Raw genomic sequence first — 24,884 nt, 5'->3', positions numbered from 1 at the left:
TCCCGAACTCAGCAGTGAAACGATGCATCGCCGATGGTAGTGTGGGGTTTCCCCATGTGAGAGTAGGTCATCGTCAAGATTAAATTCCGAAACCCCTATCTGCTGACGCAGGTAGGGGTTTTGTTTTTGCCCGCAGGAAAGTCTGCGAAAGCTCGTGATAATTTGCACAGTTATTTCCGAGCTGGAGCACTAGAATAGCCCCACTTTAGCTGAGCCAGAGCTGTTTATGCCCGATCCGTCAGACATTGATAGGTTGTCAGATCTGCCCCTGAGCGGTCTGGTGGCGTGTCATGAGTGCGACCTGTTGATGCGCAAGCCCCAGCTGGCCCATGGTGAAAAAGCCGAGTGCCCTCGTTGTGGCTATGAACTCTATGCTCACCGGCACAATGTAGTTGAACGCAGCCTTGCCTTGGTTATCGCAGCCCTGCTGTTATATGTGCCGGCCAACTTCTTACCCATCATGGAACTCAATCTGCTCGGACAGTCCTCCCAGGACACCGTTTGGAGTGGCGTGGTCGGCCTGTTTGATACCGGCATGGAAGGCATCGCGGCAGTGGTCTTCCTGTGCAGCATGGGCATTCCACTACTCAAGTTGCTTTGTCAGTTAGTGGTGCTGTTGTCCATTCGTTTGGACTTCGGCCGTAGTTACAGTTTGTTGCTGTATCGCATTTATCACCACCTACGAGACTGGGGGATGCTTGAGGTCTATCTCATGGGCGTGCTGGTGGCTATCGTCAAATTGACAGACATGGCAGCCATCACCGTAGGCCTTGGCCTGGTGTGTTTCATCAGTTTGTTGCTGGTCCAGGTCTGGCTGGAGGTGGTGATGTCACCCCATCAGATCTGGCAGGCGTTATCAGGAGAAGATGCCCATGCGGGCGATTGATGCAGGGATTCTGATCTGTACGGAGTGCCACGAGTTGAATCGGCAGGATGCTGAGGCCGACAACCAAACCTGTACTCGCTGCGGCGCGTTGGTTCATTCCCGTCGCCCGAACAGCTTGATGCGGACCTGGGCGTTGTTGATCACGGCCGCGATTCTTTATATTCCGGCCAACATGTTGCCGATCATGACTATCAACTCGCTGGGCCAGGGCGCCCCGAGCACCATCATGGCCGGCGTCATCGAGCTGGTTCAACACGGCATGATTCCTATTGCCGCCGTGGTGTTCATCGCCAGCATCGTTGTACCCACTTTCAAACTGGTGGGCATCGCCTTGTTGTTGTTTTCCGTGCAGCGGCATCAGCCTATGTCGGCGCAGCAACGCATCCTTATGTACCGTTTTATCGAGTTCATTGGCCGCTGGTCGATGTTGGATATTTTCGTGATCGCCATTTTGGTGGCTGTTGTGAATTTCGGACGGCTCGCCAGTGTCGAAGCCGGTCTCGGCGCGATCGCTTTCGCCAGCGTAGTGATTTTGACAATGATTGCCGCAGTAACCTTCGATCCCCGACTGATTTGGGATAACACGGAGTCGGATGACGACCATGACTGATTTGCCTACCGCTAAAACTCGACCGGCTTCGAACTGGTCGGCCATCTGGGTCCTGCCGTTGATTGCCTTGATCATCGGTGGTTGGCTCGGTTGGCGGGCTTATAACGAGACCGGAATCGAGATCAATGTGCGCTTTGAGAGCGGCGAAGGCATCCAGGTCAACAAAACCGAAGTCGTCTACAAAGGGATGACGGTCGGCAAAGTGACGGCCCTTACACTCGATGACGAAGGCAGCTCCAAGGGAGTGGTCGCGACCATCGAGATGAACAAGGACGTCGAACAATACCTCAAGACCGAAACACGTTTCTGGCTGGTCAAGCCGAGCGTGAGCCTGGCCGGGATCACTGGCCTGGAAACCCTGGTATCGGGTAACTACGTGGCTATCAGCCCAGGTGAAGGAGAGTCGGCCCGTAAATTCAAGGCCCTGGCCGAAGAGCCGCCGCTGTCGGACGCCAAGCCGGGTTTGCACCTGACCCTCAAGGCTGATCGGTTGGGTTCGCTGAACCGTGGCAGCCCGGTGTTCTACAAACAGATTCAGGTCGGTCAGGTGAAGAGCTACCTGTTGTCCGAGGATCAGGGCAAGGTCGAGATCAAAATCTTCATCGAGCCGACCTATGCCAACCTCGTGCGCAAACACACACGTTTCTGGAACGCCAGTGGCATCAGCATCGATGCCAACCTCTCGGGTGTCAAAGTGCGCAGCGAATCCCTGGCCAGCATCGTGGCCGGAGGGATTGCCTTCGCCACGCCGGAAAGCCGCAAGGACAGCCCGCCGACGGACCCAAGCCTGCCGTTCCGTCTTTACGAAGACTTTGACGCCGCTGCGGCGGGCATCCGGGTGAAGGTCAAGCTCAGTGATTTCGAAGGGTTGCAGGCCGATCGTACCCCGGTCATGTACAAAGGCATCCAGGTCGGCAGCCTGAAGAACCTCAAGGTTGATCCGGACCTGGCCAGCGCCACGGCTGAATTGACCCTGGACCCCTTAGCTGAAGATTACCTGGTAACCGGCACGCAGTTCTGGGTCGTCAAACCATCAATCTCCCTGGCGGGTATCACCGGCCTTGAAGCGTTGGTCAAGGGCAACTACATTGCCGTGCGACCGGGTGACAAGGGTGGCGCGCCGCAACGCGAGTTCGAAGCTCGGGCGAAAGCACCGCCGTTGGATTTGCGTTCCCCGGGGCTGCACTTGGTGCTGCTGACCGAAAACCTCGGATCACTGGAGGTCGGCAGTCCGATCCTCTACAAGCAGGTCAAGGTCGGGTCGGTGCAGAGTTATCAGTTCTCCCGCAAGAAGAAGCAGCTGATCATTGGGGTGCACATCGAGAAGGCGTACGAAGGGCTGGTCAACGGCTCGACACGGTTCTGGAACGCCAGTGGTATCACTCTTACGGGAGGTTTGACGGGCGGGATCCAAGTCAAGAGCGAGTCCCTGCAAAGCCTGATGGCCGGCGGGATTGCCTTCGAAACTCCGGAACCGAATGTGCCGCTGAAGAGGCGTATACCACGTTTCCGTCTGTTCGCCGATCACGAAGCTGCACAACAGCGAGGCACCGTGATCACGATCAAGGTCGACCGCGCTGATGGTTTGCGCAGTGGTACGCCGATCCGGTTCAAAGGGTTGGATGTGGGCAAGATCGAGGATGTTGATCTCAGCGCCGATATGCAGTCGGTGCTGCTCACGGCGCGTATCACCGAAGTGCCGGAGCGCATCGCCCGGGCCGGGTCCCAGTTCTGGGTGGTCAAGCCTGAGTTGGGATTGATGAAGACCTCCAATCTGGAAACGCTGGTAACCGGCCAATACATTGAAGTGCAGCCTTCGACGAAAAACCTTGGGCCGCAGAAAAGCTTCGTGGCCCTGGCCAACCCCCCAGAGAGCGCTGTGCCCGAAGCGGGACTGAGCCTGGTGCTGAGCGCGGCTCGCCGTGGTTCGTTGAAGGTCGGCGTACCGGTGACCTATCGGGAGATTACGGTGGGCAAGGTCACCGGTTATGAGCTGGGCCAGACTGCGGACCGGGTGCTGATCCATATCCTGATCGAGCCCAAGTACGCGCCGCTGGTGCGCGGCGGCACACGTTTCTGGAACAGCAGTGGTTTCGGTCTGGACTTTGGTCTGTTCAGGGGCGCGACGGTGCGAACCGAGTCGCTTGAAACGCTTATCCAGGGCGGCATTGCGTTCGCAACGCCGGATGGCGAACGAATGGGCAACCCGGCCCGACCGGAGCAGACTTTCCCGCTGTTCGATAAGTTTGAAGATGAATGGCTGACCTGGGCGCCGAAGATCAGTCTCGGCAAGTAAGGTTGTTGGGTTTAGCACTTGTGGCGAGGGCTTGCTTGCGCTGTGCTCTGTAGGAGCTGGCGAAGCCTGCGATCTTTTGATCTTGATCTTGATCTTGATCTGATCTTTCGCTCTGGACTCAATGGGCAGTGGAAAGATCGCAGCCTCGTTGCACTCGACAGCTCCTACGCAGCTCCTACGGGAGCAAGCTCCCCGCCACTGGTTGTGCAAACCATGAAAAAGGCCGCGATCCAATGGGTCGCGGCCTTTTTCATGCCCAGTCATTCACCTCACACTGGATCCAGCTCCGGCTCGTCGGCCTGGACATTCACCGTGGCCTTCACCGCATCATGACGACGGATGTACTTCCAGTCCGCTTCGTCGATGTAGATGCCGTTCGGGCCGCTGCCACCTTCCAGGTCGATGGCGACACTGGCGCAGACTTGCGGCTTCACACTGGCCAGGATCGGCACGAAGCCCAGTTGCAGGCTGGTTTCCAGCAGGGCGGCCTGGTTTTTCTCGTCGATGTCCGCTGCTTCGTCCAGGTAGTACGGCAGACGCACGCGGCCGGCCTGTTCGCGGTCCATCAGGTGCAGCAACAAGTACATGTTGGTCAGCGCCTTGATGGTCATGGTGGTGCCGTTGGACGCCGCGCCGTCGATGTCGGTGTGGATCACTGGCTGGCCGTTGACCTTGGTGATCTCGAACGCCAGTTCGAACAGGTCCTTGAGGCCGAGCTGGTTGTGGTTCGCCGCCACCAGACGCGCCAGGTACTCCTTGGCTTCTTCGTTCTTGTTGTCCTGCTCGGCGCTCTGGCTGAGGTCGAACACTGACAACGTCTCGCCTTCCTCGTACTGGCCGGCACTGTGGATGATCTGGTCGATGTGCTTGAGCGCCTCCTTGTTCGGCGCCAGGACGATCCGGAAGCTCTGCAGGTTGGACACCTGGCGCTTGTTGATCTCGCGGTTGAACAGCGCCAGTTGGTGCTCAAGGCTGTCGTAGTCGCTGCGGATGTTACGCAGGGTCCGGGCGATGTCGGTTACCGCCGCACGGCGCGCCTTGCCCAGGGTCAGGGCTTCGTCGGTGCGGTGGGCATAGGCGTTGATCAGCAGTTGCAGGCGCCGCTCCATGTCGTCTTCGCTGTCGAACTTGGCCACGCCCTTGAGGCGCACCTGGGCATACAGCGCTTCGATCTGGCCGTCGACCCGCAGCAGCCCTTGCCAGCTGTCCTGATAGTCATTGAGCAGCGGCAGCAGGTTGTCCATGGAATCGTCGACCGGGTCCATGAACGGCGTGCCAAACGGCAGGTCCGCCGGCAGCAATTGACGACGGCGCAGGGCGTCGTCGAGGGTACGTTGCTTGGCTTCCATGTCGGCGATCTGTCGGCCCACCAACTGCAACTTGGCGGACAATTGCTGGACGCGCTCGGTGAAGGCATCGCTGGAGCGTTTGAGTTCATCCTGGGCGGCTTCCATCTGCGCCAGTTGCTCGAGCTTCTCGCCTTCCTCGGCGCTCAGGGTCTGGCTGCGGCGGAAGTCTTCCAGGGCTTTCTGTGCGTCCAGGACCTGCTGGTACAGCGCCTCGGTCTGGGTCTTGCTCGCGGCGCGGTCGGCGGCCACGGCTTGCTGGGTCTTGAGCTGCTTGAGCTCTTTTTCCAGGCGTTCTTTCTGGTCGCGCAGCGCAGCGCGGTCGGCCAGGGCTTGCAGAGCAGGCGGTTCGATGTGGGACAGGTCGATGGACAGGCCCGGCACTTCGAAACGCTCGCCTTTGAAGCCGTCGAGGATCAGCTCCATGGATTTGACCCACTCGCCATTCTCGTCCAGCGCGATGCCGTGTTCGCCCAGCGGCAGGCTGAACAGGGCGCTGTTGAACAGGCGCATCAGGCGTTCGACGTCCTGCTGCGAGAACTCTTCCCGCAGGCGGGCGTAGCTGTTGTTGTCGGCGTGATCGAGTTGCTGCTTGACCGACTTCAGGCGTTTTTCCAGGTCCCGCAGGCGCTCTTCCAAGTCCTCGGCGCTGAACTGCCGGGACTGGGCCAGGGCGCCGGCCAGTTCGTCGTGGGCGTCCTTGGCTGCGAGCAGTTGTTGCTCCAGGACCTTGACATCATCCACCAGGGCAAAGCGGTGCTTGAGCACCGACAGCTCGCCGAGCCAGCGCTGGATGCCGCTGATTTCCCGTTCCAGGCGCATCAGCTCCTGAGTGCCGCCGCGCTGGTCGTTCTGCAGCGAATCCTGTTCGTTGCGGTAGTGCTCGGCCTGGATGGTCAGCTCTTCCTTGCGCGCACTGGCGTAGTCCGACCAGGTGCCCAGCAGCGAATCGAGCAATGGCGAGAGGCGATGCAATTTGCCGCGCAGGATGTCGCGCTGCTTCACGCCATTGGCCAGGGCTTCCACCAGCGGACCGGCCGCCACCAGAGAGTTGTAGTCCTGCTCCATGCGGCGTACGTCGCGGAAGGCTTCTTCGCACGCGGCGATGTAGTCCACGCTACCGGAGCGCAGGCTGTGCTCGAACGCGTCGAGGAACAGTTGCTTGAGTTTGGCTGCGGTGATTTCGCGCATGTGCAGTAGGTTGATGAACAGCGCGCGGAAGGTCTTGAGGCTTTGCTCGCTGGTGGAGCGCAGCGGGATCAGTGTCAGGTCCAGTGGGATCGAGGTGTGACCACCCACCAACAGGCGTCGCAGTTCATCCGGCTTGAGTTCGTAGGCCTTCAAGCCTTCGCGCTCCAGGTTGGTGAACAGCTCTTTCTGACGCAGGCAGGTGTCATTTTTCTGATAGTGGGCCAGGTCCAGTTTGCCGGCGTAGGCAAAGAACTGGTGACCGAAACCGCCGCCGGGGCCGCGACCGACCACGCCAATCACGTGTGGGCCGTGGGGCAGGGCGACTTCCACCAGGATGTAGCTGGTGTCCGAGGCAAAGTAGAAACGCCGGGATTGCTCCAGGCTGTACTTGCCGAAGCTCATGTCCGACATGCGCGCCAGGATCGGGAACTGCAAAGCGTTGATCGAGGCGGATTTACCGAGGTTGTTCGCGCCATAGACCGACAGCGGTTCTTCCAGCGGGAACAAGCCGAGGCTGTAGCCGGCGGTGTTTAAAAGGGCAAAGCGGCGGATGCCGTAGCGTTCCTTGCTCATGCGTCGGTCTCCTGTTCTTCGGCAATGGCGCGGGCCAGTGCGTCTTCTTCGCTCTCACCTTCAAACTCGCTGAGGTCCAGCGGATCATCGGTCTGCAGCAATTTTTCGTCGCTGTCTTCGTCGATCAATACCGGCACCGGCAACGGCAGCACGCTGTGCAGGCTGGCGGCCAGGTCGCGGTCCTGCTGGACCGACAGACAGACGTCGAGGAATCGATGCATCGGTGGCAGGAAACGGTACACGCCGTTTTCTTCGCTGGAAAAACCCAGTTGGGTCATGCGCCGCATGATTTTCTCTTCCAGTTCTTCCTGGGTCTGTACTTCGGCCTGGATGAACAGGTCGCGGTACTTTTCCAGCAGCGAAGGCAGCTCATCGCGGCCCAGGCTGCCGCCGTCGAGCACGGCAATCGGGTCGCGGCCCTGGTCGGCCAGGTGCTCGACCAGAATGAAGGTGAACAGGGCCAGGCGCTGGGCGGTCTTGTTGACTGCCGCGGCGGCCAGGTCCGGCACGAAGTAATAGAAGCCACGGGTGTCGCACACCAGTTCGAAGCCCAAGGCCTTGAACAACGTGCGGTACTGGTCCTGGAAGTTCGACAGTTGCGCGTACAGCTCCGGGTCACGGCGGCTGACGTGGTAGCCCTTGAACAACTCGCGGAAGATCGGCGCCAGCTGGGACAGTTCGGATAGATCAAGATGCATGGGGGATGCTCGCAGAATCCTCGGCGGCGGTGTCGCCGGCCAAGAGCAGGGCGAAGGAGCGCAGGCTGACCTGATGCTCGTGAGTGTGATAGTCGCGGCGTTCCAGACGCTCACGCTTGAAACGTTTTTCCCGCGACAGGCGCGAGAACCAGTACAGCAATTCGTCGGTGGCGCCGTCCGGTTCCTGCTCCAGCAGCCAGGTCATCAGGTCCGGCATCGGCAGGGCGTCTTCGCAACGCTCGACCATCTCGCGCACGGTGCGTGGCGCACGCGGTGCTTCGCCGCCCTTGTGGGTCTTGTGGGACTTGGGGAAGCGCGCCGGTTTCGGTTCGAAACGGGCCAGCGCATAGACATAGGCTTCGACCTGGCTGGCGCTGCCCAGGAACGTGCTTTGCGGCCGAGTGAACAGCGGCATGGCGGCCTGCGGTACGGCATCGATGCCTTTGCGGCGAATGGCCGCCAGGGCCAAGGCGGCGCCACGGGTCACGGCGTTGTGACGGCGGGCCTCCTCGCGCAGAGGCAGGAGCAATTCACGGGCATGACGCAGGGTCAACTGGGCGCTGGTCTGCATCTCCAGGATGCGCGCATGGGTGCGCAGCAGCATGTCGTCGTCCACCAGGTGACCGAGGCGCTGCTGTTCGGTGAGCATGCGCAACAGTACGTTCTCGACCTTGCGCACGCCTTGCTCGAAGGCGCCATCGGCGTTCACCAGTTGGATCATCGGCTCGACGTATTCGTCCCAGGTCGCCAGCACTTCGGCATAACGCTGGCGCAGCGGGATCTGCCGGTCGCTGGTCTTGGCCCGTTCGGCCACGGCCACCAGGGCCTGTTCGTCGTTGGCGAGTTTCTTGAGCACGTCGCGCACGCGCATGTCCAGCAGGCGCAACTGGCGGGCCAGGTCGTTGCCGTCGCGCACATCGAAGGCATCCTGGATATAACCGGCCAGGCGCTCGAGGTGGCGCAGGTAGGCCTCGATCTCCAGGCACAGGCCCAGGCGGTGTTCGCGGCGCAGGTAGGCGAGAAAATCATGGATCTGGGCGTTGAGCTCGAAGCGGTTCGGGCTTTTCGCCACCGGTACGAGGATGTCCAGGCGGATCCACACGTCCAACAGGCTGGTGATGTCCTGGGGCGTGCTGTCCAGTTGTTGGGCGGCCAGTTGTGAACGCAATTCGTTGAGGCTCAGGGTGCCCTGGTCGAAGTGCTCGCACAAAGGTTCCAGCAATGCCCAGTGTTCAGCGAGGGCGCGCAAGACGCGCTTGGGTTCGATCATCGCAATGGCCGTCGGGTTGGCAATTAAAAGCAGCGATTGTACTGCATCGGGCCGGTTGCGATTCACCCCTTGGACAGACTGTCGTTGGCGATCGATCAACTATTGGCTCAACAGGGGAGCGATCCGCCTCGAAGGGCGGTAGAATCCCTCCCACTTTCAGTTATCCACAAGTGGCCGACCCTTGCTTATCGAGTCCCGTCGCCGCGCCTATCTGACCGCCATGCAGGTGGTCAACTGGCTGCCGCGTACCGAATTGCCGTTCGCCGCCCCGTCGCGGCCCGAGCTGCTGGAAGCGCCCGAGCCCAAGTACATCGCGCCGGTCGTGACCGCACCTGTGGCCAAGACGGTTGTCGAGCCGGTGGCTCCCGTGGTCGATCGGCCGAAAATCGAAGTGCCGCGTCCGAGCCTGGCCTCGACCCGTACCAACGCCAAGCCGGTGGAAGAGGTTGTCGAGGCCCCACCCAAGGCTCCCTACGTCGCCCCGCCGCGTTTCGCCCTGCAACTGCTGCGGGCCGGGCGTTGCCTGCTGTTGGTGGAGTTGCCCACGGGCGAGCCGTTTCAAAGCCGCGATCCCGCCTATTTGCTGCTCAAGGACATGCTGCGCGCCGCCGGTCTGCCGGACAGCCCGCAGATCATTGGCGAACCGGTGCGCTGGCCGCTGTTGTCCCGCGGCACCATGGACCAAGGGCCCGAAGCGGCGCGGGATTTCGTCCAGGGGTTCGTTTCGGCGCGCCTCGAAGACGAGACCTGCGTGTGCCTGTGGCTGATCGGCCTGCCGGCGGTGAAGTTTGCCGGCGAGGCGGATGCCGAAGCGTTCAATCGTGAACTGCAGGTCGAAGGCCTGGGCTCGGCCTGGGCGTTGCCCGGGTTGGAACTGTTAATGGAAACGCCACAGCGCAAGGCTGATGTCTGGCAAGCCATGCGCCGGCTGATGGCGCGCTGGAAAGAATCGAATGAGTGACGCTGTATCGTTCCGCCCGATGACCGAGGCAGACCTCGACGCTGTACTGAAAATCGAATACGCCGCCTACAGCCACCCTTGGACCCGCGGGATCTTTCTCGACGGGTTGGGCAAATACCAGATCTGGCTGATGTTCGAAGGTCAGCAGCAAGTGGGTCATGGCGTGGTGCAGATCATCCTGGATGAGGCGCACCTGCTCAACATTACCGTCAAACCGGAAAACCAGGGCCGTGGCCTGGGCTTGCGACTGTTGGAGCACCTCATGTCGATTGCCTACAAGGCCGAGGCCCGGGAGTGCTTTCTGGAAGTGCGCGACAGCAACCGCACGGCGTTCCGGCTGTATGAGCGCTATGGCTTCAATGAAGTGGGCCGGCGCCGGGATTACTACCCGGCGGTGGGTGGGCGTGAGGATGCGGTGGTCATGGCGTGTACTTTGGTGGACTGAAGCGCCGCTCCCACAGAGTATTGGTGGGGTACATCAAACCTGAGGTCATACACAAAACCACTGTGGGAGCGAGCCTGCACGCGATGGCTTCGGCACATCCGACATTTGATACAAGCTGACCCACCGCTTTGGCGAGCAGGCTCGCTCCCACTGGGTCGGGTCAACGCTTGCCATCCAGCGGATCGATATCGGCCATTTCCGCTTCGTCCAGTCCATCGCCCCCACCAATATCGTTTTCACTCACCACACTCAGGTCCCAGTCCGCCCGCTCGTCGTCGCCCTCAAAGGCATCCCGGGCGCCGTCTTCGTGGATGAGGGTTTCCGGGCTCATGTCGTCATCGGTCGGCTGGTGATCATCCGTCGAGGCACCCGTCATACCTGCTTCACGCACGCGTTCACGAGGCAACAAGTGCTCGCGTTGGTTTTTCGGCAGTTCGTCGCCGATTTTCGCGCTGGGTTGTTCGTCGTCGAATTCCAACTCATGCATCGAGCCCATGCGATCTTCGTTGTCGTCGATGGGTTCCGGTTGCATCGCATCAAAGGGGCGTCGTGAATCATTCATGGCAATTCCTCATACTGTGGGCCTTACTGGTGTCGACCGGCAGTGCATCCAGGAATTCCAATGCATCGCCGACGTGACCTCGACCGGCGGTCGTTTGTCACAGTTGCGCACTCTCAATCGAGGCTAGACAGCATGAACGAATTACAAGATCTGATTGATAACAACGCGCGTTGGGCCGATGCGATCAAGCAGGAAGATCCTGACTTCTTCTCCAAGCTGGCTCGTCAGCAAACCCCGGAATACCTGTGGATCGGCTGTTCCGATGCGCGGGTGCCAGCCAACGAGATCGTCGGCATGCTGCCGGGCGATCTGTTCGTACACCGCAACGTGGCCAACGTTGTGCTGCACACGGACCTCAACTGCCTGTCGGTGATCCAGTACGCGGTGGACGTGCTCAAGGTCAAACACATCCTGGTCACCGGCCATTATGGTTGTGGCGGTGTGCGTGCCTCGATGCAGGACCGGCAACTGGGTCTTATCGACGGCTGGCTGCGCTCGATTCGCGACCTGTACTACGAGCATCGCGAGGCGTTGGGCCAATTGCCGACCGAGGAGGAACGTGTCGACCGCCTGTGCGAGCTGAACGTGATCCAGCAGGTGGCGAACGTCGGCCATACCAGCATCGTGCAGAACGCCTGGCACCGCGGGCAGAAACTGTCGATTCATGGCTGCATCTACGGCATCAAGGACGGACGCTGGAAGAGCCTGGACACTACGATCAGCGGTTTCGAACAGTTGCCGTCGCAGTATCGGCTGCGTCCGGTCGGGGCGCCCTGAGTCTGGTTCGTCAGTCGCGGTGACATTGACGGCGCCAGTGCCGTAGAAACTTCATTCCCTGCTCATTGGGCGGTTCGTCATAGCCGGTAATCCAGCCATGACAGTTGGACGAACCGCACCGGCAGGCGAACTGTCGATACAGTTTCTGTTCGGTACTGGCGTAGTCCATCGTCAGGCAGTCACCTTCATCGATACGGGCCAGTGACCACAGCCACAGTTCGCTCATGTCGAGGAAGACATTCGGGTTGCAGGAATGCAGCAGCAGTCCGGTGAAGCGTGGGTCATACATGTGGACGTCCGGCAGGATCTGCAGCGTGTGCAGGCGCCGTCGGCTGACCAGCAGCCCCGATACCCTGCACATCCTCTCCATGGGGGCGAATGGTTTGCGGGCGATGATGCCGTTGCCACGGCCATCGGTCGTGCTACGCACTTCGAAATCACGCACGCAAGGGTAGCCCAGGCGGGTACTGAGTTGCTTTTCCGGGTAGATGCAATCCCGGTGCTGTGAACAGTCGCTATCTGTGATGAACATGCTCATGACAGTCCTTGTCGGTGATAAACACTCGACTTTCTGGCGCTGGCGATCCTGCCGGCGGTCGTTGAAAAAACCAGGATAGCTTCGCCCAAGTCGGGGGTTTCATCTACTGTCGACTCTGACAGGTGCCAAAGGCGCTTTCCCGCGTCAGCGCAAGCCGACGCGGGAAGGCGCCTCAAGGTTTAGACCGCCTCGGCAGGCAGCGGCATAGGCACCTTCAGTTGCGGAAGTTGCGACTTGATCGCCGGTGTTTCGCATTTTTTCGCCGCGTCTTCCTCGCTCAGTTTGCGAACCGAGGTGTAGAACAATTCGCAGGTTTTCTCCTTCTGCATGACCTGCCAGGTCTGCGTGCATTGGTTCAGCAGGGTGTTCGGGTCGGTGCCCGGCTTACTGCCCATGCCGGCCTGCCAGCATGCAGCGCTCAGGTCCTGACCCATGACTTTCAAGCCGGCGGCATCCGCCTTGGCTTCGTCACCGTCGTAGTTGTCCTTGTCGGCGGCGTACCAGATATAGCTTGGGTGGTTGGAGCCCAGGACCGGCACCTTGACCCCCGCAGTCGGCGTGATGGTTGCCAGGCCGAGCACGCCCACGGTCTGGCCATACTGGGTCTTGATCCAGTTACGCACAGGGGCGCCGAAGGCCACCATCGGCAGTGTGCCCCCGCTGGCGCTCTGGGTGACTTGCTTGACCATGGTGGTCTGGTAATCGTTGAAATAGTCGTACAGCCCCTCCAGCGTCTGGCCCGCATTGGACGGCGCCGCGATGGGCGCGATGTCGATGATGGTCTGGTAGGCCGGCGTCTGTTCAACCGCAATGCCGTTGACGGTCAGTAGCGTGGCCCAGCGGTCGGTGGTGGCCGACTCCAGGTAGTCCTGGGCCTGAGTCAGGGAGTAATCCGGCGGGAAGTGCAGTAACTCGACACTCTTGCGGTTTTCCAGGGCCATGCCCAGCGGCAGGAACAGGTACCAGTTATAGGACCATTTCTTGTCGCTGTTGAGTTTGGAGGCGCCGTTGTACGCCAGGTCCCCGGCGTCGAGCAGGGCCTTGAGCGGTTGGCCGTAGCTCTTCGGGACGCCGCTGATGTGGGCATAAACTTTATCGTTGTCGCTTTTGACACTGACCTTGGCCGTGCTGTAGCCATCGCGCTGTACGCTTTGGGTCAGGTAATGCTCGACGGTCTGCTCCAGAGTCCAGTCGCGAAAGCAGATGACGTTGCAGTTGTTGGGGTAGGCGAAGAGGCGAGTGACGCGTTCGGTGCTGCCAAGTTGTACGTCAATGTCGTCGGCGTGAGCCGTGGCGCTCAGGGCGGCCAGGGCAGCAAGAGGAAGTACTGCGAGTTTGAACATGCTCAGATCCTTTTCAGCGTGTGGGCCCCTCGAAACAGGGCGCCCCCATACTGAAACAGACCGGGCCGAAGAAAAAGTGGGCCGAGGGAAATATCGACCGTTTTTTATGGCGTTATGGCATCGCTGCTAGCAAATAGCTCAATGTTGTCCGACGGCCAGCAGCACCAGGGCGATGATCAGCAGTGGACGGTGCTCCAGCCATTCCCCGGGGCGGGTACGGGGCAGCAACGCCGGCATGCTAAAACTCGGGTCGATCAAGCGGCCGCGTCACGGGCGCTGTTCGGCCCGGGGACGTAGGTGACAATCAGGGAAATCACGATCAGCGGCAACAATAGAACAATCCAGTGACCATGGGAGGCTTATCGGGTTCGAGGGGCACCCATGAATATTTTCAATAGGGACTCGCGGCGCTCTTTAGAAAAAAATCGCCGGGCCGATGGCAAGGGACAGCATTTCATTCTCCTGCTGTCGGAGCTGCCCATGTTCAACAACCGCCTGAAGCAGGAGCTGTTGGCTCTTCGCCAAGAACTGTCCAGCCTTGCGCAAGTCAAGGAAAGCCTGGATCGCGAGATGCTTGGCCTCACCCTGGATGCCGATGGACGGATTCAATCGGTCAATCAGAACTTCCTCGACGAGATGCGCTACAAGAGCCAGGACTTAATTGGCCGGCCTGTGGATGAACTGGTTCCTGCATATTTGAAATCCAATGAGTTCCAGGTTCGCTTCAAGTCGGCGTTGACCCGTGGCGAGCACTTTTCCGGTGCCGTGCGCCTGGTGCGGGGCAATGGCCAGGAAGCCTGGCTGCGTTCGATCCTCCAGCCCGTACGGGGTGCTGACGGGCGGATCCGCTATTTTTCGATGTATTCCAATGACCTGACCCGCACCATTGAGGCCTCTCGTGAGCATGAAAACCTCATCGGCGCGTTGGTGCGTTCAACGGCGGTGATCGAATTCGATTTGGGCGGTCACGTGCTGACGGCCAATGATCGCTTCCTCAACGCCATGGGTTACAGCCTTGCGCAGATCAAGGGCAAGCACCACCGTATGTTTTGTGAGTCTGAGGAATACAACAGCGCGGCCTACGAGCAGTTCTGGAAGCGCCTGAACAGCGGTGAGTTCGTGGCCGGCCGCTTCAAGCGTATCGACAGCAATGGTCGTGAGGTCTGGCTGGAAGCCTCCTACAACCCGGTGGTCGATGCCAACGAGCGACTGTATAAAGTGGTCAAGTTCGCCACCAACATCACCGACCAGGTCAATCAGGAAAAAGCCGTCGCCGATGCAGCCAGCATCGCCTACAGCACCTCGCTGCAAACGGACAGCACCGCCCAGCGTGGCACGACGGTGGTGACCCAGGCCGTGGACGTGATGCGCGACCTGGCCCGGCACATGCAAACCGCTGGTGAAGGCATCGAGGCTCTGAATGAACAATCCCTGGTGATTGGTACCATCGTCAAGACCATCAGCGGCATCGCCGAACAAACCAACCTGCTGGCGCTCAACGCCGCGATCGAAGCGGCCCGGGCCGGCGAGCAAGGGCGCGGTTTTGCGGTGGTAGCCGATGAAGTGCGACAACTGGCATCGCGCACCAGCCAGGCGACCGATGAAATCGTTGGTGTGGTTCGCCAGAACCAGGACATGGCCCGCAACGCCGTGGCGTTGATGACCGACGGCCAGCATCAGGCCGAGCACGGCCTGGCCCTGGCCGCCGAGGCGGGGACGGTAATCGTCGAGATCCAGGACGGGGCCAAGAAGGTGGTCGATGCCGTGAGCCAGTTTGCCAATCAGTTGTCCACTTAAGATATAATTATTGTTTTTTACATATTAATTATTGTTTTTAGATAATTTTCTGGCTATGTTTTGGGCTCCCATATTCTATTGGAGTCTCACATGCACTCGAATCGTCTTGCCCTGTACAGCCAACGGATGGCAGCCATCACCTTTGTTTTCATGGTATCGATGATGGTCGTCAACGCGGCGGCCTGGTTGTTTCCTGAAGCAGCCTCAGCCTCGCGATACGGCCTGGGGTTTTCCCTCACCGAACGGCAGCTGTCGAGCTTGTCTGAAGAGGCGCTGCGGTTGACGGGGTGGCAGCGCCTGGGTGGGATACTGTTGACGAGCATTCCCTTGCTGGCCCTGGCGGTCGGGCTCACCAACTTGCGCAGGCTTTTCAAACACTATGCCCAAGGGCAATACTTTTCCAACGCAGCAGCGGTTTATCTGGGGAATACGGGGCGCGCGGTGGCGTTGTGGGTGCTGCTGGACTTCATCTGCGAGCCGTTTCTCAGCCTGCTGGTGACGATCAATGCGCCGGTCGGCCAGCGACTGCTTACCTTCAGTATTACCGCGCCGTCTTTCGTTGCTCTATTTCTTGCCGCCTGTATTGCGATCATTGCCCGGATATTGTCCCAGGCCAGTGAAGTCGATTCAGAAAACAGAACATTCGTTTGAGATTCTCATGCCCATCGTTATCCAACTCGATGTGATGCTGGCCATGCGCAAGGTCAAATCCAAGGACCTTGCTGCTGCAATCGGCATTACCGAAGCCAACCTTTCCTTGTTGAAACAAGGAAAGGTCAAGGGCATACGCCTGGCGACCCTCGAAGCCATTTGCAGCTATCTGCAATGTCAGCCCGCGGATCTGCTGGTCTATCAACCTCAGAGCGAGCTCGATCAGTCGCCCAGTGCTTGACCCTCTCGCCGTGGATCCGCACCGCCGGCCAGTGAGGTTTTCCCTTGCGCATCGCGCACCCGGACAATGGCCTGGGTGCCGCTGTTCATGTCGATCTCGCTCACAGCATGGCCTTTGTCTTTCAGCGCCTTGACCAGCGTCGCGCTGATCTGGCCCTTTTCCAGTTCGGTGGGGCCATTGCGGCTACCGAAGTTGGGGAAGTTGATGGCGGTTTGCGGGTCCAGGTTCCAGTCGAGCAGGCCAATCACTGACTTGGCGACGTATTCGATAATTTGCGAGCCCCCCGGTGAACCAACAGCGGCCAGCAGCTCACCACTTTGACGATCGAAGATCAGCGTCGGCGCCATGGACGAGCGCGGGCGTTTGCCGGGTTCGACGCGGTTGGCGACTTTTTGCCCGTTTTCTTCAGGGATGAACGAGAAGTCAGTCATCTGGTTGTTGAGCATGAAACCCTGGACCATCAAGTGTGAGCCGAACGCCGACTCCACCGTGGTGGTCATGGATACGGCACCGCCCTGATCATCCACCGCCACCACTTGCGAGGTGGAAATGCGCAGTGGCGAACGGTCCGGCGCGTAGGCCACCTGGATGCCCGGCGGTGTCCCAGGCTTGGCGACACCCATGCTGCGTGGGCCGATCAGGTTGGCGCGGCTGGCCAGGTAACTCGGATCGACCAGGCCTTTGACCGGCACCGGGACAAAATCCGAGTCGGCGACGTACTGGGCGCGGTCGGCGTAGGCCAGGCGTTCCGCTTCAGCGATCAAGTGCGCCGCCTCGGGCGCGGGCTCGAGGCCGGCGGGCTTATCGGTCTTGAGGGGCTTCAAAGGCGCGAGCGCGTTGCGGCTGTCGCGCTGTTCGAGGGCCTGCAAGGTCCCGAGGATCTGCGCCAAGGCAATCCCGCCAGAAGAAGGGGGCGCCATGCCGCAGACTTGCCAGCGCTTGTAGTCGGAGCACAACGGCGCACGCTCTCGGGCAGCGTAGCCCTGGAGGTCATTGAGCGAAAGGCTGCCGGGATTGGCGTGGCCGCGCACCTTGGCGACCATCTCCTCGGCCAACGGCCCTTTGTACAACGCGTCCGGGCCTTCGTTGGCGATGCGCTTGAGCACCCCGGCCAATGCCGGATTCTTCAGCGTCGTGCCGACGGCTTTCGGGCTGCCATCGGCGTTCAGGAAGTAGGCGGCCATGTCCGGCGAGCCTGGCAGGGACGGATCGGTCGCGATCAACGAATGCAATCTGGGCGAGATCGCGAAACCTTGTTCCGCCAGCGCGATAGCCGGTTCGAACAGCCTCGCCCATTCCAGACGCCCGTGTTTGCGATGGGCCAGTTCCAGCGCGCGCAACACCCCCGGGGTGCCAACGGAGCGGCCGCCGATCTGAGCGGCGGTAAACGGCATGGGTTTGCCGTCGGCTTGAAGGAAAAGTTTTTCAGTGGCGCCGGCCGGTGCTGTTTCGCGACCGTCATAGGTGCGCACGGCCTTGCCATCCCACAGCACAATGAACGCACCGCCGCCGATGCCTGAAGATTGCGGCTCCACCAGCGTCAGCACCGCTTGCATTGCAATTGCCGCGTCGATGGCCGAGCCGCCGCGTCGCAACATTTCCCGTCCGGCTTCGGCCGCCAGTGGGTTGGCTGCGGCCGCCATGTGCTTGTCGGCGTAACGGGTTTGCAGATCGGTGCGGTAGCCGGAGGTGATTTCCGGCGGGGCGGGCAATGCCGGTGTGACGGTGGAGGAAGGTGGGGCCTTACAGGCGATGAGTGTCAGGGCGACAGCCAGCAACGAAACGGCTGACAGACGATGAAGGTTCGGTTTCAGATCTGTAAGCACGTGTCGCTCCATCCGTGGGCCTGGGGTATGGGGATCGACTGTAGCGATGCGCGGCGTATGGCGCAAATCAACAAGCTCTCTCGCCTCAGGGGCGTGCAACCAAATCCTGAGTGGGCAGGCACTTTTCTCGAGGCATAAAAAAACGGCCTATCTTTCGATAGGCCGTTTTTAGTACTTGGTGGTACACAGTCATTTGAACCGGGTCTATAAAGCCCAGTATCTATTAGGTTATTTTTGTTCTTGTTCTGTTAGGCATACACGTGGGCATACACGCTTTAGAATCCTGTAGCATTCCTGTGCTACTCGGCCGTTGCTTGTTGATCCCATCGCGATTAGCTTTGATGCCAATTTGATCGCAGAGACGGGGGGCGTTATGGGTTACAGGGACGTGGATGATTATTTGTTCAGCGGAGGCAGCGCCTCAGATGCGATGACGGCTCAAATCAACTCCGTTTGCGTTGAGATCAGCAAGCTTCCTGAAAAGCGAATTTTAGAAACGGACCCTGATGCACTCGCGAGCTTCTTCATAGATAAATATGACGTTGAGATTCCAGTCCTGGTCCGTGAAGGGATCGTCGCCACTCATCACGAAAGAGAGGTTCAGGTTTACTTTAGCTGGGATCGAGAGATGAGGACTGTTCCCGGAGAGGCTTACGATTTTGAAGTGCCCTTTGAAGGGGAGGCCGGCGTATTCAAGCTGCGTCCGAACCCATATGACCTGTCGCCACCTCAGGCTGTGGTGCGTTCGCAGCTACTGACCTTTACCATTTCTGACCGCTCTCTTTCCCCAGAGACCGTCAAGTCCGAGCTGGACTCTCGCCTCGCTTCAATCGAGAAATATTTAGACGCTCACCGACGGCAATGGGCTGGATTTAGACAGCAGTTATCTAACGCTGTTGTGGCTGAGATAGCATCGCGACGAACCAAGCTGCTGGAGCAAAAGGACACCGCGTCAAAGCTGTCAGGTATGGGGATTCGCCTCAAAGAGAAGCCAGGTGATGCTCGCAGCTATATTCCTCCGACGGTCAAGCAGAAGGTCATACCCCAATTACCTCCAATGACGCCCGCTCGCCCCCCGGATCCGACTCTCGATCTTAAACAGTACGAGACGATCCTTGGTCTTGTTAGAGGTGCAGGCCATAGCATCGAGCAGAGCTCATCGCGTACCAGAAAGCTTGACGAAGAAACTCTGCGGGATCTTTTTTTGGTTCCCCTCAATGCTCATTTTGGGACCGCTTCTGGGGAAGCGTTCAACTACCAGGGCAAAACAGACGTGCTGATACGTCATGACGGCGGGAACTTATTCGTTGCAGAATTCAAGATTTGGGGTGGAGACAAGCTATTTTTAGCAACCATAGATCAATTGCTGAGCTATCTGACGTGGCGAGACACGAAGGCTGCCATTGTGATGTTCAATCGTAATGCCGGCTTTACCGCTGTCGTTGAAAAAATGCGAATTTTGATTAAAGACCATCCGCGTTATGTGAGCGGTCCTGTGAGCCTTGATGAGACTAGTGATCGTTACATTTTCTCGTTGCCACAAGATAACGAAAGGAATGTCATCATCTCATTGCTGGCGTTCGATCTCGGCACGGAGTAGAGCTTTGCTAGCTAACAGCCTGTGGCGTCGCCGGGGACCCTGGCAGATTCTTTAGAACACGGGGTCGGAAACCCGCGGGATCTTGGTAGCGACAGAGATTGCAGCTTACTGAAATTTCGACGTTGAAATTGAAAGGATCCTGACGAATAAAGGGGATCGTTACCGCAACGGTAAAGGTGAGCCATTGCGTTGTTGATAGTGAACGGTTGAACCCGGTCAACCTTGGGGATGCTGTCAACCACGTCAACCTGTCAACCGACGTAGAAAACTCAGTCGCTAACAAGATGCTGCGGGTTCTTTGCCCCGTACCCATTCGAAATGTCCAGGGTCCCCGGCGAGCCACCAAGCGAGAGGGCAAATGCATAGGTGAACACCAGTTCACCAGGTTCACCTGTTCACTAAGCTGTGCACTTTGTCGCTAACACGATCACGCGGGTTTCTGACCCCGTGTCTTAAAGAAACCTCAGGGTCCCCGGCAAAATTTGGAACCGCTCCTGAAGTTCGCTGGTGGCATTGATGCTTCCGGGGAGCGGGGGAATACGCATTCTTCTGAAAAGCAGTGTTACGAACGTTACTGGTGTAACGGTTTTCGATAACTACCTGTATTTATTGGGTATTATCGGCGTAACACTGTGTTTGAGCATGAGTTTTTTAGGAGTGTTACCGAGCCAACTGGTGTAACGCTTCAGAGGTCTGAAGTAGACCGATAAACAGGAAAGAAGCTCTCGTCGAACTCTCGCCTGCCCATCAGCAACGATTGGCAGTTAGGTATGAGACTTTGCTAGGCGTCAGCAAGCTATCAGCGATTAGCCCGGTGGTGTGACAGGCCGCTACCGGCGAAAAGCGGTCCCTGGAAAGTCCAATAGGTCTCCCAATTTGGCTAGCCACACCATGACGGCGACTCCGCACGACCTAATATGAGTAGTGGAACCAGAAAGAAAATGGCTCAAGGTTGACCTTCTTAGGCTAGGCTGGCCAATAAGCTGGGGAAAAGGCTGTAGGTAAGCATCTAAGTTAACGATCACGTCGATCAATCACCATTCCATAAAATGATTTCAAGGACGTATCATGAAAAAACTTAAGATAAGCCTGAGCAATTGTTATGGTATTTCATCGCTAGACTATAATTTCGATTTTGACACAGCTAAAATCAAATCTAAGGCATACGCAATTTATGCCCCAAACGGCTCTATGAAGACTTCTTTTTCAAAGACTTTTGAAGATGTCGCGGAAGGCAAGAAACCAATAGAAGAGAGGTATGGGCGCCCTTCATTGCATGTAATTGAGTCTGATGGCGAAGCGATTCAACAAGATTCTATCTATGTCCTGAAGTCTGAGATAGATATCAGAGAGGATAGCCCCGCCATAACAGACATCCTTATTAATCCAGAGAGCAAGTCCAGATATGATGAGCTTCTAGTAAGTCTTGACAAGCTAAAAGTCAATCTGACTAAAACCCTCCAAAAAAGATCAAAGATAAAGCAGGCGGACATTGAACAAACACTACTGAAAGACTTTAATGAAAAGGACTTGTCGGCCTGCATAAAACAAATAAACGAATCTTCGATTGAGGGCGACTTGGCCTCCTATGAATACGCTACTATTTTCGACTCGAAAGTGATTGATGTTTTAAAAAGCGAAGGTTTTATCTCTAAAGCCAATGAGTTTAGTAAGCGCTATCAGGATCTATTCGATCAATCTGGAACAATATATCAAAAGGGCGTTTTCAACCCCGTTAAAGCAGAGTTATCCTTTGGTACTTTGAGCAAGCAAGGTTTTTTTGCTGGTGGTCATCGTGTTCACTTGAGAGGAGATGAAGCTTCCATAGATAAAGCCGAATTAGACCAAAAAATTCAAGCGATTCATGCACGCATTGATGGAGACGAAACACTTAAGACACTTCAAAATAGTCTTGCAAAAAACGCACAAACACAGGCATTAATTGAACTTATTGAAAACCAATCAGCGTCGCAGACGGAACTACTTCTCAATAAACTACGGCCAGAAAACCAAGAGCAATTGCGAAAGGATCTTTGGATCAATTATATCCAGAACAACACAGATGCGACTGCTTACTATGAGTCGTATGCAGCGAACAAAACAGAAATTGATTGCATTGAAACTGTTGCGGCGCAGGATGCCCCTAAATGGACGCTTGCTGTGGATCTTTTCAATGACCGTTTTGTGGATATGCCTTTCACGCTTTCGGTAGCGAACCAAGCAAAGGCTGCTTTAGGAAAAGAGAAAGCCCGGCTAAAGTTCACCTTCAAAGAGGGGGCGGACACTGTAGAGTGGTCGCGCCAAGAAGTAAAAACTCTGAGTCAGGGTGAAAGACGCGCACTGTATCTGCTTAATTTTATCTTTGATGTTGAAGCTCGGAAAGCTTCCGAAAAAGACACGTTATTTGTTATCGATGATGTTGCAGATTCTTTCGACTACAAAAACAAACATGCAATCATTCAGTACTTAGAAGACCTAAGCAAGACTCACAGATTTCATCAGATAATTTTGACCCATAACTTCGACTTTTTCCGAACCCTTGCGACCAATTTCGTCCACCGCGAAAGATGTCTTATGGCCAATCGCAACAAATCTTCAATTTGTCTCACTAAAGCCGAAGGAATAAACAATTACTTTATTGGGAAGTGGAAGGCGAAAGTGGCAAGTGACAAATTCATTCTTTGTGCCACCATCCCATTCACTAGAAACCTGATTGAGTATACGAAAGAAGATACAGACGGCGACTACTTAATACTCACTAGCCTGCTTCACTGGAAGCGCGACACAGCCGGAATTACGATTGGTAATTATTTAGAAATTTACAATAGGCTTTTTGGCACCAGCCATGATGTTACCAATGCTTCGTTTGTAATAGATTTGCTTTTTACGAATGCTAATGAGATTTGTAATTTTGTTGAGCATGACGGATTGAATCTAGAAAATAAAGTTCTGTTATCCATTGCTATACGAATTCAAGCGGAAATATTTTTAATTACCGAGATTCGAAAAATCAAAAATGATGCGAGCTATTGGAGCGAATGTAGTAGTCAGTTTGGTGCACTCATTAACGAATATTCAGATTTAGGCGCGGTAGGTTCAGCTCTACGCACACTGGAAAAAGTCAGCATTACTGTCAGCTCAAACATTCACCTAAATTCATTCATGTACGAGCCAATATTGGATTTGACTATTGAACATCTAATCTCACTTTATAAAGAAGTCCGTGCCTTAAACTATGAGGCCACCTAGCTCGCGACAATGTAATTTATTCTAACAAGGGGATATGCGTTCGCGCGAGCTCCGCCTCGGAGAGCAAGGCTGATCGATTGGATTTGTGAACGACAGCTTCCGGCCGATTTCTGCCTGTCACGATGGGTGTAATCGACTCAAAGCTGAGGGCGCTGACATTCAAAAATCCACCTAAAGCGGTCAGTAAACCGAGCTAAAGTAAGCTAGGGGCTGTGCCATCCTGACTATCCAGGTCGCTCGGAGCCCTAAGGGTTGGAGGGTCCATGCGCAACCGAGAGCCGCACCTAGCGGTAGGTGTACTTCATGGAGCGCTTACTTTTATTCTTGGCCAGTTCAACGTATAACAATGCACTTGACTATCGCTCACTTCGCTCGCTGGACGTCCAAAAGCTGCGCTTTTGTCCGCCCGTTAGCTTCACGTTAGCGGTCAGCCTGAGTCGAAATTTGAGGAGGTCATATGAGAAAACCTAGAATATTTATAGCGTCAGCCGTAGAAAGCTTGGATGTGGCTGATGCATTCAACGTAAACCTAGATCATCAGACTGAGGTAACGGTTTGGAAGCATGGGTTTAACCTCTCTCAGAACACGATTGACTCTCTGGTGAAAATGGCGGAATCAGTGGACTTCGCAATTTTCATTTTTACACCAGATGATATTGCGGAAATCAGAGACCAACAAAAGCACATTGTCCGAGATAATGTGCTTTTTGAGCTTGGCCTGTTTGTCGGTACTCTAGGTAAAGAGCGATGCTTCATAGTTAAACCTCGAGACACCGAGCTGCATTTTCCGACTGATCTTTTGGGTCTTACACCCGCAGATTACAATGGTGGAAGGTCTGATGGAAATTTAGAGGCTGCTGTAAATCACCCATGTGTACTAATCAAGAAGGAAGTGGCAAATTTAGGCTTGCTTTCACAGGATTTAAATATTCAGACAAAGCCGCGCAGGAAGGCTGGATACAATTACAAACTTGGCGACGTTGAGCATCGTCTATTGGCGAAAGTTCTTGAAAGCTACGCTCGCTCACCGGATGGTGTATCCGTATGGAGTACATTCAACGATCTGAAAGGGGTTGAGCAAGGAATACTGAGTTTAGCGGCGATTAAATTGGAAAGGGTCGGGTTTCTAGATAAGAGTATCGCTATAGATGACGAGTATAATGGCTCTGAATATTATGCATTTTCAATAACTGCCGACGGGATAGATTATTTGTTGGAAAATGAGGAGTATCTTCACAAGGCAAATAAAAAGGTAGATGCAGTTAATTTCGATGCAGATATTCCGTTTTAGATTTGAACGCTAAAATTCGCTATTAGGGGCTGCTTCTACGGTAACGTAAAGCGATCGTGTTGTAGTGGAGTGCATGTAAGCAACTTTTTCCAACCGTTCGCACGCTAACTTGGACGGGCTGAAGCCCGTCCCTTAGCTTAATCGTTATGCAAGCAAGAAGCTCAATGCGGTAGCTTGTTGGCCATTTCTTCGTAGCCGCAAAAGCGAAACGTCAGGTGATTATCGCCATCCACCATGCCAACCTTGTGATCAATACCGGTTCCGACCAGATCTTTTGTATCCGCTCCACGAACCCCACATTCCAAACGAATAGCTGACAGCTGATGCTGTGCTCCCGATTTCTCTCAGGAGCCCGCAACCATGATGCGTCCCGACGCCAAGGTCGAAAAAGTCTATCTCTACCCCAAACCTGTCGATTTCCGAAAGTCCATCGACGGCCTCGCCGCCCTGGTTGAATTGGATATCAAAGTGGCAGTGTTCGATCCCGTGCTTTTTGTTTTTCTGAATCGCTCCCGTAATCGGGTGAAAATCCTTTATTGGGAGCGCAACGGCTTTTGTCTTTGGCTCAAACGCCTCGAATCCGAACGATTTAAAACATCCCCTGACGACACGGATGAAGCCATTGTGCTGACGGTTCAGGAACTGAACTGGCTGCTCGACGGTTTTGATTTGTGGCGCAACCGCCCACATCAGGTTTTGACGCCGCGATTTGTCGCGTAGTTGGATATAATCC

Annotated in this window: 20 protein-coding genes, 1 rRNA gene and 2 pseudogenes; 15 read left to right on the top strand and 8 right to left on the bottom strand. The window is 56.5% G+C overall.

Annotated features, from left to right (window positions below):
- From rrf to AACY31_RS25700, 4 genes are all read left to right on the top strand, one after another.
- Positions 1–79 (top strand): 5S ribosomal RNA (gene rrf, locus AACY31_RS29090); the annotation flags it as partial.
- A gap of 147 nt (positions 80–226) precedes the next feature.
- Positions 227–886 carry a paraquat-inducible protein A gene (locus tag AACY31_RS25710; RefSeq protein ID WP_339477684.1) on the top strand — a complete coding sequence of 220 codons (660 nt, stop codon included), beginning with the start codon at positions 227–229 and terminating at the stop codon, positions 884–886.
- Complete coding sequence (locus AACY31_RS25705) at positions 873–1,496, top strand: paraquat-inducible protein A (RefSeq protein WP_339477687.1); 624 nt, start codon at positions 873–875, stop codon at positions 1,494–1,496. Before AACY31_RS25710 ends, AACY31_RS25705 begins: the two co-directional genes overlap by 14 nt.
- Complete coding sequence (locus tag AACY31_RS25700) at positions 1,489–3,792, top strand: PqiB family protein (RefSeq protein WP_339477690.1); 2,304 nt, start codon at positions 1,489–1,491, stop codon at positions 3,790–3,792. The genes AACY31_RS25705 and AACY31_RS25700 overlap by 8 nt, the downstream gene beginning before the upstream one ends.
- A gap of 269 nt (positions 3,793–4,061) precedes the next feature.
- Here AACY31_RS25700 and mksF read toward each other — a convergent pair whose 3' ends face one another.
- Genes mksF through mksB form a run of 3 tightly spaced genes read right to left on the bottom strand, consistent with a single transcriptional unit; the run spans position 4,062 to position 8,870 of the window.
- Positions 4,062–6,902: an Mks condensin complex protein MksF gene (gene mksF / locus AACY31_RS25695; protein ID WP_003205592.1), complete on the bottom strand. Its 2,841-nt coding sequence runs from the start codon at positions 6,900–6,902 to the stop codon at positions 4,062–4,064.
- The gene (mksE, locus tag AACY31_RS25690; RefSeq protein ID WP_339477696.1) at positions 6,899–7,600 is read right to left on the bottom strand and encodes an Mks condensin complex protein MksE; all 702 of its coding nucleotides are present in this window, start codon (positions 7,598–7,600) and stop codon (positions 6,899–6,901) included. The genes mksF and mksE overlap by 4 nt, the downstream gene beginning before the upstream one ends.
- A complete protein-coding gene (gene mksB / locus AACY31_RS25685; RefSeq protein WP_339477699.1) occupies positions 7,590–8,870 on the bottom strand; it encodes an Mks condensin complex protein MksB in 1,281 nt (426 codons plus the stop codon). Before mksB ends, mksE begins: the two co-directional genes overlap by 11 nt.
- A 181-nt stretch (positions 8,871–9,051) precedes the next feature.
- On the opposite strand from mksB, the gene AACY31_RS25680 reads away from it, so the two are divergent.
- Entirely contained in the window at positions 9,052–9,831 is a 780-nt protein-coding gene (locus tag AACY31_RS25680; RefSeq protein WP_339477700.1) for an energy transducer TonB, read from the top strand.
- The gene (gene rimI, locus AACY31_RS25675) at positions 9,824–10,276 is read left to right on the top strand and encodes a ribosomal protein S18-alanine N-acetyltransferase (protein ID WP_047229376.1); all 453 of its coding nucleotides are present in this window, start codon (positions 9,824–9,826) and stop codon (positions 10,274–10,276) included. Before AACY31_RS25680 ends, rimI begins: the two co-directional genes overlap by 8 nt.
- A 160-nt stretch (positions 10,277–10,436) precedes the next feature.
- Here rimI and AACY31_RS25670 read toward each other — a convergent pair whose 3' ends face one another.
- Positions 10,437–10,838, bottom strand: coding sequence for a serine kinase/phosphatase (locus tag AACY31_RS25670; RefSeq protein ID WP_339505296.1), 402 nt, complete (start codon positions 10,836–10,838; stop codon positions 10,437–10,439).
- Between the two features lie 132 nt (positions 10,839–10,970).
- On the opposite strand from AACY31_RS25670, the gene can reads away from it, so the two are divergent.
- Positions 10,971–11,615 (top strand): carbonate dehydratase, encoded by a 645-nt coding sequence (can, locus tag AACY31_RS25665; protein WP_339477704.1) that lies wholly within the window; start codon positions 10,971–10,973, stop codon positions 11,613–11,615.
- Between the two features lie 10 nt (positions 11,616–11,625).
- Here the strand turns inward: can and AACY31_RS25660 are convergent, their stop codons facing one another.
- The 3 genes and pseudogenes from AACY31_RS25660 to AACY31_RS25650 form a co-directional block, all read right to left on the bottom strand.
- Positions 11,626–12,153, bottom strand: coding sequence for a lysine methyltransferase (locus AACY31_RS25660; RefSeq protein WP_339477706.1), 528 nt, complete (start codon positions 12,151–12,153; stop codon positions 11,626–11,628).
- Between the two features lie 179 nt (positions 12,154–12,332).
- Positions 12,333–13,496, bottom strand: coding sequence for a hypothetical protein (locus AACY31_RS25655; protein WP_339477708.1), 1,164 nt, complete (start codon positions 13,494–13,496; stop codon positions 12,333–12,335).
- A 147-nt stretch (positions 13,497–13,643) separates the two neighbouring features.
- Positions 13,644–13,834, bottom strand: a pseudogene (locus tag AACY31_RS25650) (short-chain fatty acid transporter); the annotation flags it as partial.
- A gap of 43 nt (positions 13,835–13,877) precedes the next feature.
- Here AACY31_RS25650 and AACY31_RS29085 point away from each other — a divergent pair.
- From AACY31_RS29085 to AACY31_RS25635, 4 genes and pseudogenes are all read left to right on the top strand, one after another.
- Positions 13,878–14,753: pseudogene (locus AACY31_RS29085) on the top strand (PAS domain-containing protein); the annotation flags it as partial.
- A 108-nt stretch (positions 14,754–14,861) separates the two neighbouring features.
- On the top strand, positions 14,862–15,293 hold the full coding sequence (locus tag AACY31_RS29080) for a methyl-accepting chemotaxis protein (protein WP_370873836.1): 432 nt from the start codon (positions 14,862–14,864) through the stop codon (positions 15,291–15,293).
- A 90-nt stretch (positions 15,294–15,383) separates the two neighbouring features.
- The gene (locus AACY31_RS25640; RefSeq protein ID WP_339477712.1) at positions 15,384–15,944 is read left to right on the top strand and encodes a DUF2975 domain-containing protein; all 561 of its coding nucleotides are present in this window, start codon (positions 15,384–15,386) and stop codon (positions 15,942–15,944) included.
- Positions 15,945–15,951: 7 nt separating this feature from the next.
- Positions 15,952–16,185, top strand: coding sequence for a helix-turn-helix domain-containing protein (locus AACY31_RS25635; protein WP_339477714.1), 234 nt, complete (start codon positions 15,952–15,954; stop codon positions 16,183–16,185).
- On the opposite strand, the gene ggt is transcribed toward AACY31_RS25635, so the two are convergent.
- Positions 16,167–18,023, bottom strand: a complete 1,857-nt coding sequence (gene ggt / locus AACY31_RS25630) for a gamma-glutamyltransferase (protein WP_339505295.1) — start codon at positions 18,021–18,023, stop codon at positions 16,167–16,169. The genes AACY31_RS25635 and ggt overlap by 19 nt on opposite strands.
- A gap of 376 nt (positions 18,024–18,399) precedes the next feature.
- Between ggt and AACY31_RS25625 the strand changes: the two genes are divergently transcribed.
- The 4 genes from AACY31_RS25625 to tnpB all read left to right on the top strand — a co-directional run bounded on the left by AACY31_RS25625 (position 18,400) and on the right by tnpB (position 24,871).
- On the top strand, positions 18,400–19,611 hold the full coding sequence (locus AACY31_RS25625; protein WP_339505293.1) for a hypothetical protein: 1,212 nt from the start codon (positions 18,400–18,402) through the stop codon (positions 19,609–19,611).
- A gap of 1,068 nt (positions 19,612–20,679) precedes the next feature.
- Positions 20,680–22,860 carry a hypothetical protein gene (locus AACY31_RS25620; protein ID WP_339505292.1) on the top strand — a complete coding sequence of 727 codons (2,181 nt, stop codon included), beginning with the start codon at positions 20,680–20,682 and terminating at the stop codon, positions 22,858–22,860.
- A 457-nt stretch (positions 22,861–23,317) separates the two neighbouring features.
- The gene (locus AACY31_RS25615; protein ID WP_339505291.1) at positions 23,318–24,151 is read left to right on the top strand and encodes a nucleotide-binding protein; all 834 of its coding nucleotides are present in this window, start codon (positions 23,318–23,320) and stop codon (positions 24,149–24,151) included.
- 360 nt (positions 24,152–24,511) lie between these two features.
- Positions 24,512–24,871 (top strand): IS66 family insertion sequence element accessory protein TnpB, encoded by a 360-nt coding sequence (gene tnpB / locus AACY31_RS25610; protein WP_339421382.1) that lies wholly within the window; start codon positions 24,512–24,514, stop codon positions 24,869–24,871.
- Positions 24,872–24,884: the final 13 nt, after the last annotated feature.

Source organism: Pseudomonas sp. RL_105y_Pfl2_101 (genome assembly GCF_963970585.1).
Lineage (GTDB): Bacteria > Pseudomonadota > Gammaproteobacteria > Pseudomonadales > Pseudomonadaceae > Aquipseudomonas.
The sequence above is the reverse complement of the archived record's forward strand: the minus strand, read 5'-3'. Positions and strand labels throughout refer to the sequence as shown.

Coding starts and splice junctions, on each gene's coding strand:
- AACY31_RS25710 (WP_339477684.1), top strand. CDS start 227: ATGCCCGATCCGTCAGACATTGATAGGTTGTCAGATCTGCCCCTGAGC.
- AACY31_RS25705 (WP_339477687.1), top strand. CDS start 873: ATGCGGGCGATTGATGCAGGGATTCTGATCTGTACGGAGTGCCACGAG.
- AACY31_RS25700 (WP_339477690.1), top strand. CDS start 1,489: ATGACTGATTTGCCTACCGCTAAAACTCGACCGGCTTCGAACTGGTCG.
- mksF (WP_003205592.1), bottom strand. CDS start 6,902: ATGAGCAAGGAACGCTACGGCATCCGCCGCTTTGCCCTTTTAAACACC.
- mksE (WP_339477696.1), bottom strand. CDS start 7,600: ATGCATCTTGATCTATCCGAACTGTCCCAGCTGGCGCCGATCTTCCGC.
- mksB (WP_339477699.1), bottom strand. CDS start 8,870: ATGATCGAACCCAAGCGCGTCTTGCGCGCCCTCGCTGAACACTGGGCA.
- rimI (WP_047229376.1), top strand. CDS start 9,824: ATGAGTGACGCTGTATCGTTCCGCCCGATGACCGAGGCAGACCTCGAC.
- AACY31_RS25670 (WP_339505296.1), bottom strand. CDS start 10,838: ATGAATGATTCACGACGCCCCTTTGATGCGATGCAACCGGAACCCATC.
- can (WP_339477704.1), top strand. CDS start 10,971: ATGAACGAATTACAAGATCTGATTGATAACAACGCGCGTTGGGCCGAT.
- AACY31_RS25660 (WP_339477706.1), bottom strand. CDS start 12,153: ATGAGCATGTTCATCACAGATAGCGACTGTTCACAGCACCGGGATTGC.
- AACY31_RS25655 (WP_339477708.1), bottom strand. CDS start 13,496: ATGTTCAAACTCGCAGTACTTCCTCTTGCTGCCCTGGCCGCCCTGAGC.
- AACY31_RS29080 (WP_370873836.1), top strand. CDS start 14,862: ATGCGCGACCTGGCCCGGCACATGCAAACCGCTGGTGAAGGCATCGAG.
- AACY31_RS25640 (WP_339477712.1), top strand. CDS start 15,384: ATGCACTCGAATCGTCTTGCCCTGTACAGCCAACGGATGGCAGCCATC.
- AACY31_RS25635 (WP_339477714.1), top strand. CDS start 15,952: ATGCCCATCGTTATCCAACTCGATGTGATGCTGGCCATGCGCAAGGTC.
- ggt (WP_339505295.1), bottom strand. CDS start 18,023: ATGGAGCGACACGTGCTTACAGATCTGAAACCGAACCTTCATCGTCTG.
- AACY31_RS25620 (WP_339505292.1), top strand. CDS start 20,680: ATGAAAAAACTTAAGATAAGCCTGAGCAATTGTTATGGTATTTCATCG.
- AACY31_RS25615 (WP_339505291.1), top strand. CDS start 23,318: ATGAGAAAACCTAGAATATTTATAGCGTCAGCCGTAGAAAGCTTGGAT.
- tnpB (WP_339421382.1), top strand. CDS start 24,512: ATGATGCGTCCCGACGCCAAGGTCGAAAAAGTCTATCTCTACCCCAAA.